Raw genomic sequence first — 18,059 nt, forward strand, 5'->3', positions numbered from 1 at the left:
CAGCCAAAATCCTCAACATAAACGGGATTATAGTGAGGATTAAAAACCCGGTTTCTTAAAGAAACCGGGTTTTTGGGGTGTACCTGATTCTAAAATATACCGTTATATTTTTTTGATGATGGTAATTATTTCATTTGTATTATCAAAAATTTTCTCTAAATAAAAAGGAAAATTTAACTTGTGTTTTAACGTAATTAAAAAATCAATAAAATCTTGATTTCTCCAGACATGAAAATGGATACTGAAATCTCGTTTCATTAATTGTTTAACCATCCATTGCGCTTTATTTTCATCTTTTTCTTTTTCCACTAATTTAACCCATTCTTCATAGTGCTGTTGTCTTGACCACTCTGGCCCCTGTTCATAGTCTTTTAATAAATGTGCAACAGAGGTTACAGGACGATCTCGATCAAAACAGTGACGTTTTTCAGGAACAGCTAAGTAGAGAATGCCGTCTTTTCTAATAACTCTTAATAGGTTTTCAAGGGTTTGAATCGGGTTTTGACAGTGTTCAATAAAGTGATTAGCAATCACAAAATCCTGGGTTTCGTCTTCAAGAGTTCCTAAAACTTCACCGTTATCGATAATATCAACGGGGACTAAATTAAAGGATGCTAATTCAGGATAATGTTTTCTTAAATCAGGAACACTCATGCGATCAACGTATTTTACACAGGTTGATGAGGAAACTTCCAGAGGGTGATTTAAGGCACCGACTTCAATCCCATTTCCCTGTATATATCTGTAGGCAAAGAAACGACGAAAAGTATAAAGCCGGGAAAGTGTTTCATCAGAAGCAGTAATAGTCATAGTTTGGTATTATTAGGGGGGTTTATTTTCTTTGAACTTTAAGTCTGGTGATAATGAATTAGGTAAACTTATTAGAGTATAATCTTAACTTGAGTTGAAGGTTGACTCAATTTTGTTTAATTCCTTCCCTCGAATTTCTCTGGATTTGGGTAGTAGGAAAATTGAACAAATTGGGGAAGCTAACCCTGAAAATTCGACTCTTAATCTGGAGGAGTATTACCTTTGATTCAAACAAGGATAATGGATTCAGAACGAATCAGACCACCCCAGTTTATCATTCTTGGGGTACAAAAGGGGGGAACCAATTCCCTGTATCATTACCTGTGCCAACACCCTCAAATTGTAGCAGCAACTCAAAAGGAAATCCACTTTTTTACGTTAAATTATGATCAAGGATTGGACTGGTATCAATCCCAATTTTCGACGGAGGCAGATGGAAGACAAATCCTGACGGGTGAGGGTTCTCCCTATTATCTATTTCATCCGTTAGTACCCCAACGACTTTATGAGTCTTTTCCTCAAACCCGGTTAATTGTATTATTGAGAAATCCTGTAGATCGAGCGATTTCCCATTACTATTGGGAGGTAAAGTTGGGGTATGAATCGTTATCTTTAGAAGCAGCCATCGCCCAAGAATCTGAACGACTGCAAGGAGAAGCTGAAAAAATTTGTGCGGAGGGTAATTATTTTAGTTTTAATCATCAACATTATTCCTATCTTTCACGGGGAATTTATGCGGCTCAACTGCAAAGATGGATGAAGTTCTTCCCCAAAGAACAATTCTTGATTCTCAAGAGTGAAGATTTATATTTGGATTCCGAGAAAGTCGTGAATCAAGTGTTTAATTTTTTAGGAGTTCCAAATTATCAATTATCAACTTACGAAAAATATAATGCCAATACTTATCCCAATATAAACCCCATTATCCGTCAGCAATTAGAAGCGTATTTTCAGCCCTTTAACCAAGAATTAACCCAATTTTTGGATCAAGATTGGAGTTGGGGAATGCCTGAAAACTCCTCTAATTTCCCTCATTTATTGTCAGATTTCCCGGAAAATAAAAGTTCTCAATCCACCTTAACCACTGTTGAATTTATGAAAAAAGTTGATTATGAATCCGCCTGGGATAACTATGCTAAAAATTGGCAAAGTACAAGCTCAGAACAAGTTTATGTAGGAGATGAATGGATTGGAGTTGCTGCGGGTGCGGCGAGTTCCTTAGCCGAATATGAATCTTTAATTGAACAACAATTTATTGCTCCTTATATTCAGAGCCATCATCAGGTTTTAGAAATAGGTGTTGGTGGAGGGAGAACTGCCGCTTTACTGTTGAATTATTGCGATCGCTTAGTCTGTGCAGATATCTCTAATGAACTGCTGAATGCAACTCATAAACGCCTCGGAGATGAACGAGTCCGGTATGTTAAATTAGATGGTCTAACTCTCAATGGAATTGTTCCTCAATCCTTAGATGTTTGTTTTTGTTATGACACGCTAGTACATATTGAACCGCGAGATATTTTTAACTATTTAACTCGAATTCCCGCTTTATTAAAAGGCGATCGCTTGTGTATTTTTCACCATACTAACCTCTTAAGCGAATTGGGTTGGAAAAAATTCTTGCAAGATTGGGATAAAAATTTATTAGGGAACCGACATGGAACCGCTTTTTCCTTAATGACCGATGCTATTATGGAGAAATTTTTGACCCATCTTAACTATGAAATTCTCCGAAAAGATACTAAATCTGTGCCGAGAGATTGTGTGTGGATTTGTAGAGCACCTGAAATAATCTAAATCATTGTAGAGACGTGCCATGGCGCATCTCTAGCACTTATCAGTTTAAGAGTTAAAATTCCCTGTTCCCTGTTCCCTGTTCCCTGTTCCCTGTTCCTATGAAAGCATTGTTTTTACATCCTAACTTTCCCGCCCAATACCGCCATATTATTACAACTTTGGGTGCAGATCCCAATAATCGAGTTGTATTTGGGACAAAAAATGAGCGTCCAGAATGGAGTATTCCCGGAGTAGAAAAAGCCGTATTTAGTCCCAGTCGAGAAGCCAGTGCTGAAACCCATCAATATGTTCGGGTTTTAGAAAGTGCAGTCTTACATGGACAAGCGGTATTTAGAATGGCAGAACAACTCAAAGCCAAAGGATTTGTCCCCGATGTAATCTGTGGTCATTCCGGTTGGGGCCCCACTTTATTTGCCAAAGAAGCCTTTCCTAATACCCCGTTATTATGTTATTTCGAGTGGTTTTATCATGCAGAAGGTTCAGATGCCGACTTTGATCCGGCTGACCCTCTTAGTGTTGATGATAAAGCCCGAATTCGAGTTAAAAATACCCCGATTTTAATTGATTTATATTCGTGTGATTGGGGAGTTTCACCGACCCATTGGCAACAGTCCCAATTTCCCCCAGAACTTCGTCAAAAAATCTCTGTCATTCACGATGGAGTTGATACCAGCTATTTTAAACCCAATCCAGGAGCTAAACTGGTTTTACCGGATTTGGATTTATCGGGTGTAGAGGAACTGGTTACTTATGTCGGACGGGGAATGGAACCCTATCGGGGATTTCCCGAATTTATTGAAGCAGTGGCTTATATCCAAGAACGTAGACCCAAATGCCATGTTGTGGTTGTGGGATCAGAACGAGTTTGTTATGGTAAACCTTTACCCAACGGCATCAGTTATAAAGACTATATGCTCAAGAAAATCCCCTTGGATCTTTCTCGGATTCATTTCGTGGGGCCACTTGCCTATGGCCAATATCTGCAAGTGATTCAAGCTTCAGATGTCCATATTTATTTAACACGGCCGTTTGTCCTGTCCTGGTCAATGATTGAATCCCTGTCAACAGGTTGTCTAGTCATTGGTTCAGATACGGCTCCGGTGCGAGAAGTGATTCAAGATGGAGTCAATGGCTTATTGGTTGATTTCTTCTCTCCTAAACAGATTGCTGATCGAGTTGATGAAGTTCTGGATCATCCGAATCGTATGGCTCAATTGCGAGTCAAAGCTCGTGAAACCGCCTTAGAACGTTATGATTTGAGCAAACTCTTATCAAAACATCTGCAATTGATTACAGAAGTGGCAAATCGTTCTTTTCCCGCAACCGTTGGCCGAATTGAACCGGGAATGGTTTTGCGATAGAAAGGGAACTTAACTTAATGTTATTTCTGTTTATCCCTAATGGGTAACTTCTGATCAGTCGATGATCAAGGGTTAATAGGAACCTTTTTGTCTGGGAACCCGTCTGACAGGGTGAAGGAACTTAAAATAAAGTGCCTTTTCTGACTTCAGAGTGATGGCTTCAAGACAAAGTGAGGATGAGAATTTTCAATATAGAATTGATCATAAACTCTAGCAGTCGAAACGGCCATATCTATCTAGTAGACAAGAGTGATGATAAAGGACTAGACTTGCTGGAGACAAAAAGGTTAAACTACTGCCGAACAAGATATGGTGTTTTAAGCAGTGTCTGTCATCCCAGCAGATCTAATGACATTATTGCAGAGGAGTGAAATCAAATGACAACAAATTTAGGCGCGGGGCCACAATATTACGATCAGGATGTGGGTTTTGCCCCCAGACCCGATACAATTTATGGTGGAACCGGAAATGACACCATTCTTTCTTCTACCCTTGGTGGAAGCAATATTCAAGGTGAGGCCGATAATGATATTCTGCAAAGCAGAGGCCCAGGGGATACGGTTTTCGGTGGGACGGGTAATGATTCCCTAAGATCTCAACAGCTTGGCACCCGTCTGTTTGGTAATGAAGGCCGGGACACCTTATCGGCGGATTTAACAGCCAGCCTGTATGGGGGGCAAGATAACGACTTTTTAGTAGGTCAATCTGCCAATAACTACATCTTTGGAAATAAAGAAGCAGATACTCTGCTGGGGGGTATTCAAGGTGGAGATTTCCTCTATGGCGGTTCAGGAGCCGACCTTATGGGGTTTGTAGGTACCAATGGTCAAAGTAACCTCGCAGGAGTTGCTGTTACTGGGGCTGTAGGTGGCTTGAACCAAGGAAACAACTATGTCTCCGGGGATCTAGGCAGGGATAGTATTGTTGGGATTAACACCGGGGATACCCTCCTTGGTGGTGATGATAATGACTCCATTATTGGCGTAGGCAGTCTCAACGTCCTAGATGGGGGTTCAGGAAATGATTCCATTCAGGTTCAAAATCCAATCGCCACATTACAATTCTCCACCAGCCCTGCTGTTGTTGGTCTAAGCCAAATTACCCTAAGCGGTGGTGCGGGTGATGATACTCTCTACGGTGGTATTGGTCGCTTTGGAGAAGGCCAGAACTACATGGACGGTGGGGATGGTAACGATACAATCCGAAGCTACGCTCTTCAGGATGCCCTGTATGGTGGTGCTGGAAATGACTTGATCACAACAGCAACTACAGATGTTCTGACCACTCAAGGGAGCAGCACCCAACCCGGTTTTGCTGGTGAAAGTACCCTCTATGGTGGCGGTGGAAATGATACCTTAATCGCCGCCTTTAGTACAGATTACCTCTATGGTGATGCGGGTAATGACAGCCTCTCTGGAAAATTCACCCTTTTAGATGGTGGAGATGGGAATGACACCCTTAATGGAGGAAATTGGACATTACCTGGAGGCGGAGGGAAAGCTCCTGCGGTTACCTTATTGGGTGGTTCTGGTAGCGACTATATTTCCGGTGCATTCGGCGAAGTTGCTAATATTTATGATGGTGGTCTCGGAGATGACACCATTATCTTTACCACAACCAATGATAGCCTTCTGGGTGAGGGTTCCTCAGAGGGTAATGACAAGATTTCCTTTGTGGGGGGTTTAGGCCTAGGTTTCACCACAACCAGTTTTGTCTTAGTTGATACCCTAGGCAATAACACCATTTCTGGTAGTGATGGCAATGACAGCATCGTGACTGGAAGTGGTGCTGACTTCCTACAAGGGGGAAGCGTTGCCGCGACTGCGGGATTGGATGTTGGTTTCGGAGATGACACTATTATCTCTGGTGGTGGCAATGACTACCTCTTCGGGGGTTCTGGACAAGATGTACTGTTTGGGGAAGCCGATAACGATACCCTGCAAGGTGGCACTGAGCAAGATACATTAGTCGGAGGTGCCGGTGCTGATGTCTTCCTCTACCAGTTCAAATCCGATCTCAATGGCACTTTAGCCGACTTGATTACTGACTTCAACTCCAGTGAAGGTGACAACATCTACTTCTCTCGTGCGGCTGGAGGCTTTGCCTTTGATTTGCGTCCGGGTGTCCCAACCACTGAACTGTCTTTCGAGCAATTTATCGTTCTCGATACCAGTTACAGTGGCGGTGCTGCGAATACTCAAGCACCAACAAATGTCGGCCCTGTGTTAGTGTACGAGGAAACCAGTGGAGCCTTATGGTATGACTCCGATGGCGGTCTTGGAACTCCGGCTGATTTAGTTGCCTTCATGAAACAGCCAGACAATACAATTCCAACCCTGACCCGGACAGATTTTACAATCATCATCTAGGTTGGGTTGACAGATCAGGAGAAAGAGACGGGCTTAACGCACTAACTTTTGAGTTCTATTCGCTTTTTCTCCCCTTTAATTTTGTCAATAAGTTAAACACAAAAAGACCGAGAAATTAAATTTATCTCGGTCTTTTTTTTATCGTATAGGTTGGCTGCATCAGTCTTTTTCTGATGCTACTGGGTTTGATTGGGACTGACTTGTTTCTGTATTGTTATCTTGATCAAAATGTTTAACTTGTCTTCCAATTAAATTGAGAAAACCGGAACCAAAATGCTGAATTTCTAAAAAATTAGCATGGGACGCAGTAGGTTTATAAACTTTAAATGTTTTCATAATTCCTAGAGTGGCGGCACTTTCTAACGGCCCAATAAAACTACAATCTCGATCTAAAAAATAGGGTTGTTTTGCCCAAGATTCCATTTGTTCAGCATTCAAAAAGAAACAACCTGCATGGGGATTTAAAGGACGCTTGAAAGAAACAGCCTGCTCCATAACTTTACCAACAAACTGCGGTTGATCTTGAATATTTTGAAAATTAGCCGTGATCTGAGGTAAAAGATCTCCATCAATATAAGCCTTAATCACTTTGCTGTGAGGAGAAACTTCGTAACGGTTGGGTTGTAAAAGACAGGTATTTCCGGTATGACGATTAAACCAATTTAACTTAGTAAATAGCCAGGGATCATGCAAAATCAAATCATCCTCTAAATAACAATAATAATCATATTGACCCAAATATTCCCGCAAAACTCGATGGCATTCAAATCCCAGTAACATTGGCTCTGTTTGGGTCGAGTAATGTTTACAAAACCATGAAGGTAAAGGAATTTGTGCGAGTAAATGATAGTCTTGAGTCGTACAAATCACAATATCAACTTGATAATTTTGTTCCTGATTAACTGGAATCGTTGCACATTGAGCAATATTAATCATACACTGGGATTGACTATACAATTCGCGTAAAGCAGTTAAAGCGAATACTAACCCAGTAATTCGAGGGCGAGGATCTTTACTTAAAGAGGCGTGTTTTCCATCTCCATCCGGGTTGAAAAAGTGAGGAATCGTAAATAAAATTCGCATAATTTACAACGGAACCTTTTAACATTAATTATTCAATATTCTGTAGCACAAATTAAAAGAACTTAAACCAAGCCCAAATATAATCCGTGCAATCCGCGTAATCCTTTAAATCCGTGATCATAATTCAGGAACTCGTTGACGCAGTTCTTGATTCAAACTGGGTAACTGATCTCGCATTTGTAAATACCATTCTCGTCGTTGTTGATAATGTTGGCAAAGTAAACGGTGATCCCGTACCCAATTATAGGCATTTGTGGCAATTTTTCGACGGAGTGACGTATTGATAATCAGTTCATTAAAATACATTTCAAACTGTTGGATTGTTCGATAAATTAAACCCGTTTCTCCATGAATTATCGATTGTTCATATACCGTCGGACTCGCTAAAACAGCAACACCCTGACCCGCACATTCTAAAAACTTTAAATCCGATTTCATCAAATTAACAGGTGTAGGTGTTAGGGGTAATAACGCAATATCACAACTTTGGAGAATTTGATTATATCTATCATAACTGCAAAAGGGCTCAAATTCTTTCTCCGATATTTCTAACTGATCAAAAAAACGGCGATCATGAATCACCTTGACTTGAACATGGGTTTGATGACGGATTAAAACCCGGTTTAAAGCTTCCATAATCGGTTGCCAATCCTGTTCTCGATTTAAGGCTCCAAAAAATAAAGTAACTCTTGAATTAGAATAGATTCGAGGGGGAGGTAAAGTCAGCAAATGATTCTTAAAAATAGCAACATTAGGATTAAATTGTTGTAGAAATACCCCCAAGGGTTGTGTTGAAGTTTGTACCCCATGACATCCGCGATAACTAAGATAACGATGTTCAGCATACTCCCTTCTTCGTAAAGGATTATCATCAATTTCAGCAATAATTAAATAATCCTGTTTCAACAAATTTTTTAATATTTCTAAGTGATGATTATAAGATAAAATTGTGCGTTGCCAAATAAAAACTTTTTCTTCTTCGGGCAAAATTGAACCCGTAGGAATAGATTTAGACGCTGAAATCGTGCGCGTTCCCGGTATGGTTGCACTCAATTGATCCGGTTCTAAAACTCGAATGCGATCGCATCCTGTCGGAGCCATAATCGCAGTTTGAATTAATAAACGCCGAGGAGGTTGAACAGATTTGATCGCGCGGACTAGATAATATTCTGCTGCGGTTTGAGTAGCAAAACGACTCGGATCTAACCCCAAACTATCCCGAAGAGGATGTACTAATTCCAAGAATTTTTGAAATTCCTCATCCTTATTACCTCTGGTTTGAATTTCATAAATATAGAGTCCCGATTCCCAAAATATTTTTTGAATAGTTTCTAAGGTTAATCCCTTTTGAAAACGATCTTCTGGGGATAAAATTTCTGCTTTTCCTTGCAACAAATTAATAATATTTTTCCAATACTGACCATTAGGAATATAAGCTAAAACCTGACCGCCATCTTTTAACCATCGGGTATAATGTTGTAAGACTTTTAAGGGGTTTCTAAGTTGGTGTAAAATCAAATCATAGATCAAACAATCTACCGTTGCTTCTTCTAAATCTAATGCAATTGTTTCTAACTGATCAATCGAACTGAGGACAATCTGATCTAACCCTTCTGTTGCTTTTGAATTAAACTCAGCATTAATTAAAATTCCCCCATAAAAACTTTTAGGATTAATTCGTTTATAATAAGAAACTGTACTTTTGTTTAAACAACCCACGTCTATCAGGATTTGAGCATTAGGGGGTAAAAAATCCAACAACTCCGAGGGTTTTCGATTGAAATTATGATCATTGACCTGATCTGTAGTATCTCTATTCATGATCTTAAGTGAAATTAGAGCTATTTTATAAATAGCAGGTTTTAGGTCACACTGGCAAGTTGATTTGAGTATTCCAACTATTTGAGACAATTTTCAACATCATTTTTATGCCTAGAGTTACCGTTATTATTCCCACTTACAACCAAGAACAATACATTGTAGAAGCTATTGATAGTGTTTTAACCCAAACCTATCAAGATTTTGAAATTATTATCACAAATGATGGTTCTTCTGATCAAACTCTACAACGCATTCAAGAAAAATCTGATCCCCGAATTCGTTACTTTTCTTTTGATCAAAATCAAGGGGTTAGTATCGCAGCCAACCATTGTATTCGTCAAGCGACGGGAGAATTGATTGCAATTTTAGACTCTGACAATATTTTTTTACCGGATAAGCTTGAAAAACAAGTTAATTTTTTAGATGATCATCCTCAGTTTGATGCTGTTTTTACCTATGCCAAAATTATTGATAAATATGGTAATCCTCATGGGGGAAAAGAAGCCCAGTTTGAACAGTTATTTACTCAAGAAAATAAAAATCGTTTTCACTGGTTAAACTCTTTTTTTTATGCCGATAATTCCCTGTGTAATACCAGTGTTTTAATTAAGAAAAAATGCTATAATACAATCGGACTATATGATCCGCGATTACGTCAATTGCATGACTTAGATTTCTGGATACGTTTGTGTCTAAAATCCGAGATTTATATTTTACCTGAACCCTTAGTTTTATTCCGATTTCATGATAGTAATATTAGTGGTTTAAAATCAGAAAATATTATTCGACATAGTTGGGAAGTCTCTCAATTGCTTTCGCATTATTTCTCTCCTGAAGTTATTCAAAATTTTACTAAAATTTTTCCTCAGCAGCAACGGGTTAAAACTTCCATTACGCCTGAAGATATTCAATTTTTAATTGCAAAACTGGCTTTAAATGTTCAGCGTCCCAGTCATCAATATTTTGGAATTCATACCCTATATCAGTTGATGAATCATGTTCAAACGGCTGAATATCTGGAAAAAACCTATGCTTTTAAATATACTGATCTGATTCATCTTGCGGGAATTCATGATGCTTTCCAACTGATGAGCAACAGAAAACTCAAACATAATCTTAAAATCACTCAAAAACAACTCGAAGCAGTACAAAATCAAAATCAAATTTTACAACAAAAATTAGATACCGTTTCTATTAAAACTGAATCTAAACTGAATCCATCTTGTCCGTTGGTGAGTATACTAATTCCTACTTATAATGGGGAAGGTTTTTTATCAAAAGCAATTCAAAGTGCGTTAGATCAAACCTATCCTAACTTAGAAATTATTATTTCTGATGATGGTTCAACAGATGAGACTGTAAAAATTGCCAAAGCTTTTCAAGAAAATTCTTTGATTCCTTATCGGATTATTACTCATTCTAAATATGGATTAGTCAAAAATCTAAATTTCTGTATTCAGCAAGCTCAGGGGAAGTACCTCAAATTTATTTTTCAAGATGATTGGTTAGAGCCTAAATGTATTGAAGAAATGGTAAATTTAGCCGAACAAGATCCAGAAATTGGTTTAGTTTTTTCTCCTCGTCAAGTTGTGATTGATCCCCATTCAAAATCCGATCTAATTTGTCAATCTGCTTATAAAGGTGCGATTAATTTACATCAAAAATGGTCGGATTTAAAACCCATTCAATCAGGTCAGGATCTTTTATCTGATCCTAACTGTTTAATTGGAGGGTTAAATAAAATTGGTGAACCGACAACGGTATTAATTCTCAAACAAGTTTTTGAGGAATTAGGAGGATTTGATTTTCAGCTTCAACAACTGCTGGACGTTGATATGTGGTTGAGAATTATGGGACGTTATAAAATTGCTTTTGTGGATCAAACTTTATCTTATCTTCTGATTCATAAACAACAACAAACTCAAGTTAATATTGCTCAACAAGAAAATTATAAAGATTATGAAAGACTTTATTTAAAACTATTGCAAGATTCTAGTTATGCTTTTTTGAATCCCTCTTTAAAAAGGATGATTTTACAAAAAGCCTTATTAAATTCAGAATTTTATCTCAAATTAATAAAAAATTTACTGAATCAATATCAAGAAAATCCCAGGGATCTAATTTTAGATAATCTCCAGTTAGTTCGCCAAACCCTAGTACAATATTGGTTAACTTTAACTCCCAGGGAGTTAGAAACTCAATACCCCCATAAAATCCGTCCCATTTATCAACTTTTATTAACAAGTAATGTTGTCGATCAAGAAGTTGGTGAACAGGAGCAATTTTGGATAGAGCCACTTGAAGAACGGCTTAATCAAGGGTTATATTCCTGTGATTTAATTCCTAATTTGATGGGAATTATGTTATACAAAAGAGCCTATCAACTTCCTTTTATATACGAAAATGCGGTAATTCCCAAATATTTTTTCCCTGAATTTATCGCTTGGCTGTTTTCAAGCGTTGATTTTTTCAAAACTCAAGAATATGTTGAACAATATATTGATTTTCAAGAAAATTTATTAGCTTATATTATCAACAACTTAAAGACGGATTCATCCGCGTCTGAATTGTGGATATATGTCGCTCAATCTTATCTTCAATATTCTCGACTAACTTCTGAGTATTTAACCCCGATTAATCTTCAAAAGATCTATGAGTATAGAAACAAAATTATTGATTTTCTAGTTCAAAACTCAAAAGACAATGATCCGAGTTGATCAGTCAATCTAGTTTTGGCCGTCGATGTCCAACCGGGAGATGGCTAGATCAGCATTCCTGCTCCCGATCAGGAACCCCAAAACCAGGCTATGCGTCCTTGTATTGAATACAAAAGAAGTAATTTTTTTTAGCAGTTTCCCAGAAGTTGAGGTAATTTGGAGATGATCAATTCGGGTAAGGGGTAAACCGTCTGCTATTATTTGGACAAAGAGATTAAATACAGTAGTCACTCTAGGACTATTCAGGGTAAATTTGAAAGGGGTAGTGAAAGTCGGTTGGAGAGTTCAATGACAGGAGTGTTCAAAGTCGGAGAAACCATTATCACAGCAGAGGATCTACCATCGCTGCTCAAACGTTATCAGTTAATGCCATTATTTCTGCGAGAAGTGATTTTGGAGCAAGCGATCGCTAAGATCACTTGTACAGAGGCAGAACAAGCAGCGGCCCTCGAACGATTTGAAAATCAACACCAACTCACTTCCCCAGAAGCGAAAGCAGCTTGGCTAGCCGCTTATGATATGACCTCAGAACAACTTCTGGAAATGGCAGAACGCCCTGTGAGAGTCGAAAAATTTAAACAAGAGATGTGGAGTGGCCGAGTTGAGAATTATTTTTTGAGTCGCAAAGGGAGTTTAGATCAAGTTGTATATTCTTTAATTCGGACTAAAAATCCTGGCTTGGCCCAAGAACTCTATTTTAGAATTGCGGAGGGGGAAAATTCTTTTGCTGAGGTTGCTAGGGATCATTCAGAAGGGCCAGAATCTCGTTCTGGTGGAGTATTGGGCCCCGTTCCGGTATCCCAACCTCACCCAGCGATTAGTAAACTTTTATCGGTGAGTCAACCCGGTCAACTGTGGGCACCGCGCCCCTTGGCGGAATGGTTCGTGATTATTCGATTAGAAAAATTCCTTCCGGCTCAATTAGATGAATCTATGCGTCGCCGTATGATCGAAGAAATGTTTGAAAATTGGCTCCGAGAGCAATTGGCTCAAGTTGGCTCTCTACAACCTCTTCGCACTTCAGTATCTTCAGTGTCATGACAACATCCGCCGTTTCCCATTCTCAAATTCAGACCTTTTTAGCTGAAACCAGCCCCTTTGATCGGCTCTCGGAAAAGGCCCTTCAAACCTTGCTGCCGAAATGCCAACTCTTGGGCTACCGCACCGGACAACCGATCTTTGAGCGGGATAAATTGCCGACTCAAATTACAATTATTTATCAAGGACAGGCTAGATTACTGGGTTTTGATCCCAGAGCGCAACGCCATGTCAGTTTGGGCTTACTTGGAGCCCGAGAAATCATGGGTTGGGGAGGGTTAATTCGAGGAGTCCCCTGTGAAACTGCGATCGCTTCAACGGACACAATTTGTATTACCCTATCGGCCACGGATTTTCTGCAATCAGTGGCCAAAGAACAAGCCTTTGGGGAAGCCTTCCGCGATCACGCCTCTTTGAGTGAAGTCTTTGATCTATTAAGCCAACATTTGCAGCAACAAGCCATTCCGGTTAATAATATCAAGACCCTAGCCCAAGATCTTGGGCAAGATGCCATTGTGCTGAACTTGCTCAATGGCAACAATAAAATCAAAGAACTGAAAAATTTACTCGATCCTAACCGGATTTGGTTAGTCAGTAGTGGAACGTTAGGCACTTTCACCCCGGGTAGCCAGGTTGTATTAGAAGAAAATAACCCCTATTACAAGGCGGAAGGGATACGGGGAGTTCGATTAATTGGTTTGCGAGAACCTGTTTATGAAGCAGAATCCGCTACTGTCAGCCCGGAAGCGGGTGTGGGTGTTCAGGACTCTGGCAATGGAAATCGGACAATAGACTTATCGGCCGTTGCCCCGGCCCCTGATGTGCCTCCGATTCCAGAAACAACAAACCTGCCTAAATCGGCTCAACGGTTTCCGGTGGTTAGAGGTCGAGGCAAGATTGACGCGCCTCTAGCCTGCTTCAACATGATTGCTAAATTCTTCGGCATCAACTTTAAAAAAGATATTGTCCGCCGAGTTTTAGATAATCAGTTGGCGACGGTGGGCAATATTAGTTTGCAGGCTTGCGGGGCTGTCACCCAAATGTTGGGGATTAATGCTCAGTTAGTCCAGGTGCCTTCCAAGGCTATTGGTCGCCTGAAAGCCCCAGCAATGGTGGCATGGAAAGATAGTTTTGCCATTCTCTATAGCATCACCGAACGGGAACTGATCCTGGCATCACCAGAAAAGGGTTTAACCCGGATGCGTCCAGGACAGTTTGCTGAAATTTGGGGGGAAGAAGGACAGGTACTGCTGTTACAAGCCCCGCGAGTTGACCAAAAAGAACAGTTTAGCTTTTGGTGGTTTTTACCCGCCTTGATGGAGCATCGAGCGACATTTGTTGAGGTGTTGCTGTCTTCGTTTTTTATTCAAGTGTTCGGTTTGGTCAACCCCTTGGTGAGTATGGTGATCATCGACGCGGTGATCGGACAAGGTAACTTGGATGTGCTGAATATTCTGGGGATTCTGCTGTTGGGGTTTGCTCTATTTGAGGGTTTATTAACAGCGTTGCGAACCTATCTGTTTGTGGATAGCTCCAACCGCGTTGATATTAAACTCACGGCGGAAATTATTGACCATATGTTGCGGCTGCCTTTGGGGTACTTTGATAACCGACAGGTCGGGGACTTGATGAGCCGTTTTAACGAGTTGGGAAATATCCGTAACTTCCTAACGGGAACAGCCTTAACGGTGGTTTTGGATGCGGTGTTCTCGGTGGTCTATGTGGCGGTGATGTTCGCCCTGAGTCCAACTCTGACTCTGGTGGCTTTGGCTCCTTTGCCCCTATTTGCTGGAATTATCTTTGTCTTCTCCCCTGTGATTATGCGGTTAATCCGTAAACGGGCTGGTTTGGCTGGGGCTTCGATGGCCTATATTGTGGAAGTTATTAGTGGGATTCAAACGATTAAATCCCAAACCATTGAATTAACAGCCCGGTGGCGGTGGCAAGGAATGTATGCCCGTTTCATGAGTGCGAGTTTACAAACCACTCTCACCCAAACGGCGGCGGGAACCATGAGTGACTTCCTGAATAAAATTGGGGGGATTGCCTTGTTATGGGTGGGAGCCTATCTAGTGATTGAACAGCAGTTGACCATTGGGGGATTAATTGCTTTTCGGATTATCTCTGGAAACGTCACCGGCTCCCTATTGCGGTTTATTAGTGTTTATCAACAAATTCAAGAGGTGTCAATTTCGGTGGAACGGTTGCGGGACATTATCGATACCCTTCCTGAAGCCGATGAAGCTGATCGCAATAATATTCCATTACCGGAAATTGAAGGGTCAGTTACTTTTGAGGAAGTATCCTTCCGGTTTAATCCCACAGGGCCGCTACAACTGGCTAATATCAATTTAGATTTCCCCTCTGGATCTTTTGTGGCGATTGTGGGGTTGAGTGGATCGGGTAAAAGTACGATGATGAAGTTATTACAGCGTCTATATGCCCCGCTATCAGGGCGGATTCTAGTTGATGGCTATGATATTAATAAAGTGGAACTGTATTCTGTCCGCCGTCAATTGGGGGTGGTGTTGCAAGATACCCTGCTATTTAACGGAACCGTTCAGGATAACATCGGTTTGAGTAACCCCGAAGCTAGTACAGATGAGATTATTCGGGCGGCTAAAATTGCTGCGGCTCATGACTTTATTATGGGTCTTCCCAATGGTTACAATACCCAGGTGGGGGAAAGGGGATCGGCTTTATCGGGGGGACAACGCCAACGGGTCGCCATTGCCCGTACAGTATTACAAAATCCTAAACTGTTGATTTTGGATGAAGCGACGAGCGCCCTAGACTATCAATCAGAACGGGCTGTAATTAATCATTTAATGGAAGCATTTCACGATCGCACGGTGTTTTTTATTACTCACCGTCTGAGTGCTGTCAAAAATGCTGATGTTATTATTATGATGGATCAAGGGTCTGTCGTTGAGCAAGGAAATCATGATGAGTTAGTTGCTTTGAAAGGACGTTATTACTGCCTGTATCAACAACAGGAAGCCCCGACTTAATACAGTTATCAGTTACCAGTTATCAGTTATCAGTGGAGGAAACAACTATTAATTAATACTCTTAACTATTAGCTATTAACTCTTAACTGATTACTGATTACTGTTTACTGATTACTGATTACTGTTTACCGATTACTATTTATGAAATCTATATCACTTGTTGATCAACCGGTTATTCTTGAGAAACCTGCAATGTGGTCTCATCTGTTTCTCTGGATGATCATGTTAGTAACCACTTCAGGCGTTGTTTGGGCTTATTTTTCTCGGATTGAACAAACAGTCCCCGCCGTGGGTGAACTGGAATATAAAGAAGGCGCTAGAGAAATTCAAGCCCCAACAACCGGAGCCGTTGTGAGACTGCACGTTGAAAATGGCGATCGCGTACAGAAAAACCAACCGCTTCTAACCTTCAGTCCCACGAGTCCCAGTGCAGATATTAAATCTTTAGCTAAATTACAAGATACTCTCAATCAAGAAAACGAATTCTATAAGAATATTATTCAGGGAAACGTCAGAGGAAGTTTACCCCCTGAATGGGAAACGATGGTTAAAGATCGGGATGCCCGCATCCAAGAAAATCAAGTTTTAACGGGTTTAATTAATGAACTTTATAATAATCAAGGTCGGGCGATTAACTATAGTCCGGCTCAGTCAGGTTTAGTGGCAAATTACCGAGCAGAATATCAATCTCGTGTGTCTGCTGTTGAAGGACGGATAACAGAATTTAGAAAACAACTCGAACAAACGGAAAATTCTATTCGAGCAACACGAGAACAAGTTCAATATGCGACGAATCAAATTCGCTATTCTGAAGAACAATTAGGTTTAGCGAAGGATCAACTCGACAAATCTCAAGAATCTTTGGATCTGAATGAGTCAATTTTGGGTCAAATTGCTCCTTTGGTGGAAGAAGGGGCGATGTCTGACTTAAATAAAAAACGTCAGGAACAAGAGATTTTAAAAAGCCAAAATGAGTTTTTACGTCAGCAGGATCAAATCACAACCCGTCAAAGTGAAATTAATGCGCGTAAGGGTGAGGTGGAGAAACAACAAGCTGAAATTAGACGATTAGAAGATGAGAAACAGAAGGTTTTAGCTTCTATTGATCGGACGGAACAAGAGTTACAAAATACAAAAGATGCTTGGGCGAAAGAATTGTATTATCGGGTTGAAGAAAACAAAAAACAAATTGCCAGTATTGATTCTCAACTCAGTCGCTATAAACTCGATAATGAAAAACGCCTAGGAGATGTTAATGCTCAACTCGAAAAGGTTGAAGAACAGCGCGATACTCAAGTCTTACGTTCACCTGTGGCGGGGGTGATTTATGATTTACAACCCTCAACGAAACAGGATTCTGAAGTCGATATGAAGCAGGATGAAATTTGCAAATATGTCAATGAGCAGGTGTTAAAATCGGGCGATCCTAAGATGAAGCGTTGTAATGAGGCTTATTATGAAGCTCAACAAACAGAAAAACTCATGCAAGTTTTAGCGGATGATGGGGGAATTGAAGCCACAATTTATATTAAAAATACCGATTTAGCGTTAGTATTAAATGCTTTACGGGTTAAGCGGAAATTCTTACAGCCTTATGATGGAAAAACTGTCGCCGGGGAAGTGATTGAATGTAAAGCCGAAAAAGATTGTATTTGTCCAGAGTCTCCAGAAGCTCGACAAGAAATTGGAATTACTGATCCCGATTGTATTCCAGTAGAAGTCTCAATTGATGCTTTTCCCAATGATCAATTTGGGATGGTTCCAGGACAGTTAAAATGGCTGAGTCAAGATGCGATTAAACCTGATCCTGAAAAAGGCCGTCAATATTTTACTTTTAAAGGAAAAGTGAAATTAGATAAGCAGAATTTTATCTTAGATGAACAGAAAGATATTAAGATTGGTGTACAGTCGGGGATGTCAGTCAATACGAAGATTAATGTCGGTAAACGTTCGGTGTTAGACATCTTCTTAAACCGCTTTACAGGTCGGATCAACAGTATCACCAACTTGAAGTAATTTAAGGTTTAAAGAACGACTAACCCTCAAGGGAGC

Annotated in this window: 10 protein-coding genes; 7 read left to right on the top strand and 3 right to left on the bottom strand. The window is 40.1% G+C overall.

The annotated features are described in order from the left end of the window. Positions 1–102: 102 nt before the first annotated feature. Entirely contained in the window at positions 103–810 is a 708-nt protein-coding gene (locus PL8927_RS16925) for a methyltransferase domain-containing protein (RefSeq protein ID WP_083623878.1), read from the bottom strand. A gap of 240 nt (positions 811–1,050) precedes the next feature. Between PL8927_RS16925 and PL8927_RS16930 the strand changes: the two genes are divergently transcribed. The 3 genes from PL8927_RS16930 to PL8927_RS16940 all read left to right on the top strand — a co-directional run bounded on the left by PL8927_RS16930 (position 1,051) and on the right by PL8927_RS16940 (position 6,337). Continuing rightward, positions 1,051–2,607, top strand: a complete 1,557-nt coding sequence (locus PL8927_RS16930) for a sulfotransferase domain-containing protein (RefSeq protein ID WP_083623881.1) — start codon at positions 1,051–1,053, stop codon at positions 2,605–2,607. Positions 2,608–2,705: 98 nt separating this feature from the next. Continuing rightward, the gene (locus PL8927_RS16935) at positions 2,706–3,968 is read left to right on the top strand and encodes a glycosyltransferase family 4 protein (protein ID WP_083623883.1); all 1,263 of its coding nucleotides are present in this window, start codon (positions 2,706–2,708) and stop codon (positions 3,966–3,968) included. A 377-nt stretch (positions 3,969–4,345) separates the two neighbouring features. Then, positions 4,346–6,337 (top strand): calcium-binding protein, encoded by a 1,992-nt coding sequence (locus PL8927_RS16940; protein ID WP_083623886.1) that lies wholly within the window; start codon positions 4,346–4,348, stop codon positions 6,335–6,337. Positions 6,338–6,496: 159 nt separating this feature from the next. Here the strand turns inward: PL8927_RS16940 and PL8927_RS16945 are convergent, their stop codons facing one another. Then, positions 6,497–7,420 (bottom strand): calcium-binding protein, encoded by a 924-nt coding sequence (locus PL8927_RS16945; protein WP_231506046.1) that lies wholly within the window; start codon positions 7,418–7,420, stop codon positions 6,497–6,499. A gap of 117 nt (positions 7,421–7,537) precedes the next feature. Beyond that, positions 7,538–9,241 (bottom strand): glycosyltransferase family protein, encoded by a 1,704-nt coding sequence (locus tag PL8927_RS16950; RefSeq protein WP_083623889.1) that lies wholly within the window; start codon positions 9,239–9,241, stop codon positions 7,538–7,540. A gap of 107 nt (positions 9,242–9,348) precedes the next feature. On the opposite strand from PL8927_RS16950, the gene PL8927_RS16955 reads away from it, so the two are divergent. From PL8927_RS16955 to PL8927_RS16970, 4 genes are all read left to right on the top strand, one after another. Continuing rightward, positions 9,349–11,958, top strand: coding sequence for a glycosyltransferase family 2 protein (locus tag PL8927_RS16955; protein ID WP_083623892.1), 2,610 nt, complete (start codon positions 9,349–9,351; stop codon positions 11,956–11,958). Between the two features lie 288 nt (positions 11,959–12,246). Beyond that, positions 12,247–12,999 carry a peptidylprolyl isomerase gene (locus tag PL8927_RS16960; protein WP_083623894.1) on the top strand — a complete coding sequence of 251 codons (753 nt, stop codon included), beginning with the start codon at positions 12,247–12,249 and terminating at the stop codon, positions 12,997–12,999. After that, on the top strand, positions 12,996–16,007 hold the full coding sequence (locus tag PL8927_RS16965; protein WP_083623896.1) for an ABC transporter transmembrane domain-containing protein: 3,012 nt from the start codon (positions 12,996–12,998) through the stop codon (positions 16,005–16,007). The genes PL8927_RS16960 and PL8927_RS16965 overlap by 4 nt, the downstream gene beginning before the upstream one ends. Positions 16,008–16,199: 192 nt before the next feature. After that, the gene (locus tag PL8927_RS16970; protein ID WP_331281840.1) at positions 16,200–18,023 is read left to right on the top strand and encodes a chromosome partitioning protein ParA; all 1,824 of its coding nucleotides are present in this window, start codon (positions 16,200–16,202) and stop codon (positions 18,021–18,023) included. Positions 18,024–18,059: the final 36 nt, after the last annotated feature.

This window comes from Planktothrix serta PCC 8927 (genome assembly GCF_900010725.2).
Taxonomy (GTDB): domain Bacteria; phylum Cyanobacteriota; class Cyanobacteriia; order Cyanobacteriales; family Microcoleaceae; genus Planktothrix; species Planktothrix serta.

Bases quoted from the DNA above. Each gene is read 5' to 3' on its own strand.
- PL8927_RS16925 (WP_083623878.1), bottom strand. From the start codon at position 810: ATGACTATTACTGCTTCTGATGAAACACTTTCCCGGCTTTATACTTTT.
- PL8927_RS16930 (WP_083623881.1), top strand. From the start codon at position 1,051: ATGGATTCAGAACGAATCAGACCACCCCAGTTTATCATTCTTGGGGTA.
- PL8927_RS16935 (WP_083623883.1), top strand. From the start codon at position 2,706: ATGAAAGCATTGTTTTTACATCCTAACTTTCCCGCCCAATACCGCCAT.
- PL8927_RS16940 (WP_083623886.1), top strand. From the start codon at position 4,346: ATGACAACAAATTTAGGCGCGGGGCCACAATATTACGATCAGGATGTG.
- PL8927_RS16945 (WP_231506046.1), bottom strand. From the start codon at position 7,420: ATGCGAATTTTATTTACGATTCCTCACTTTTTCAACCCGGATGGAGAT.
- PL8927_RS16950 (WP_083623889.1), bottom strand. From the start codon at position 9,241: ATGAATAGAGATACTACAGATCAGGTCAATGATCATAATTTCAATCGA.
- PL8927_RS16955 (WP_083623892.1), top strand. From the start codon at position 9,349: ATGCCTAGAGTTACCGTTATTATTCCCACTTACAACCAAGAACAATAC.
- PL8927_RS16960 (WP_083623894.1), top strand. From the start codon at position 12,247: ATGACAGGAGTGTTCAAAGTCGGAGAAACCATTATCACAGCAGAGGAT.
- PL8927_RS16965 (WP_083623896.1), top strand. From the start codon at position 12,996: ATGACAACATCCGCCGTTTCCCATTCTCAAATTCAGACCTTTTTAGCT.
- PL8927_RS16970 (WP_331281840.1), top strand. From the start codon at position 16,200: ATGTGGTCTCATCTGTTTCTCTGGATGATCATGTTAGTAACCACTTCA.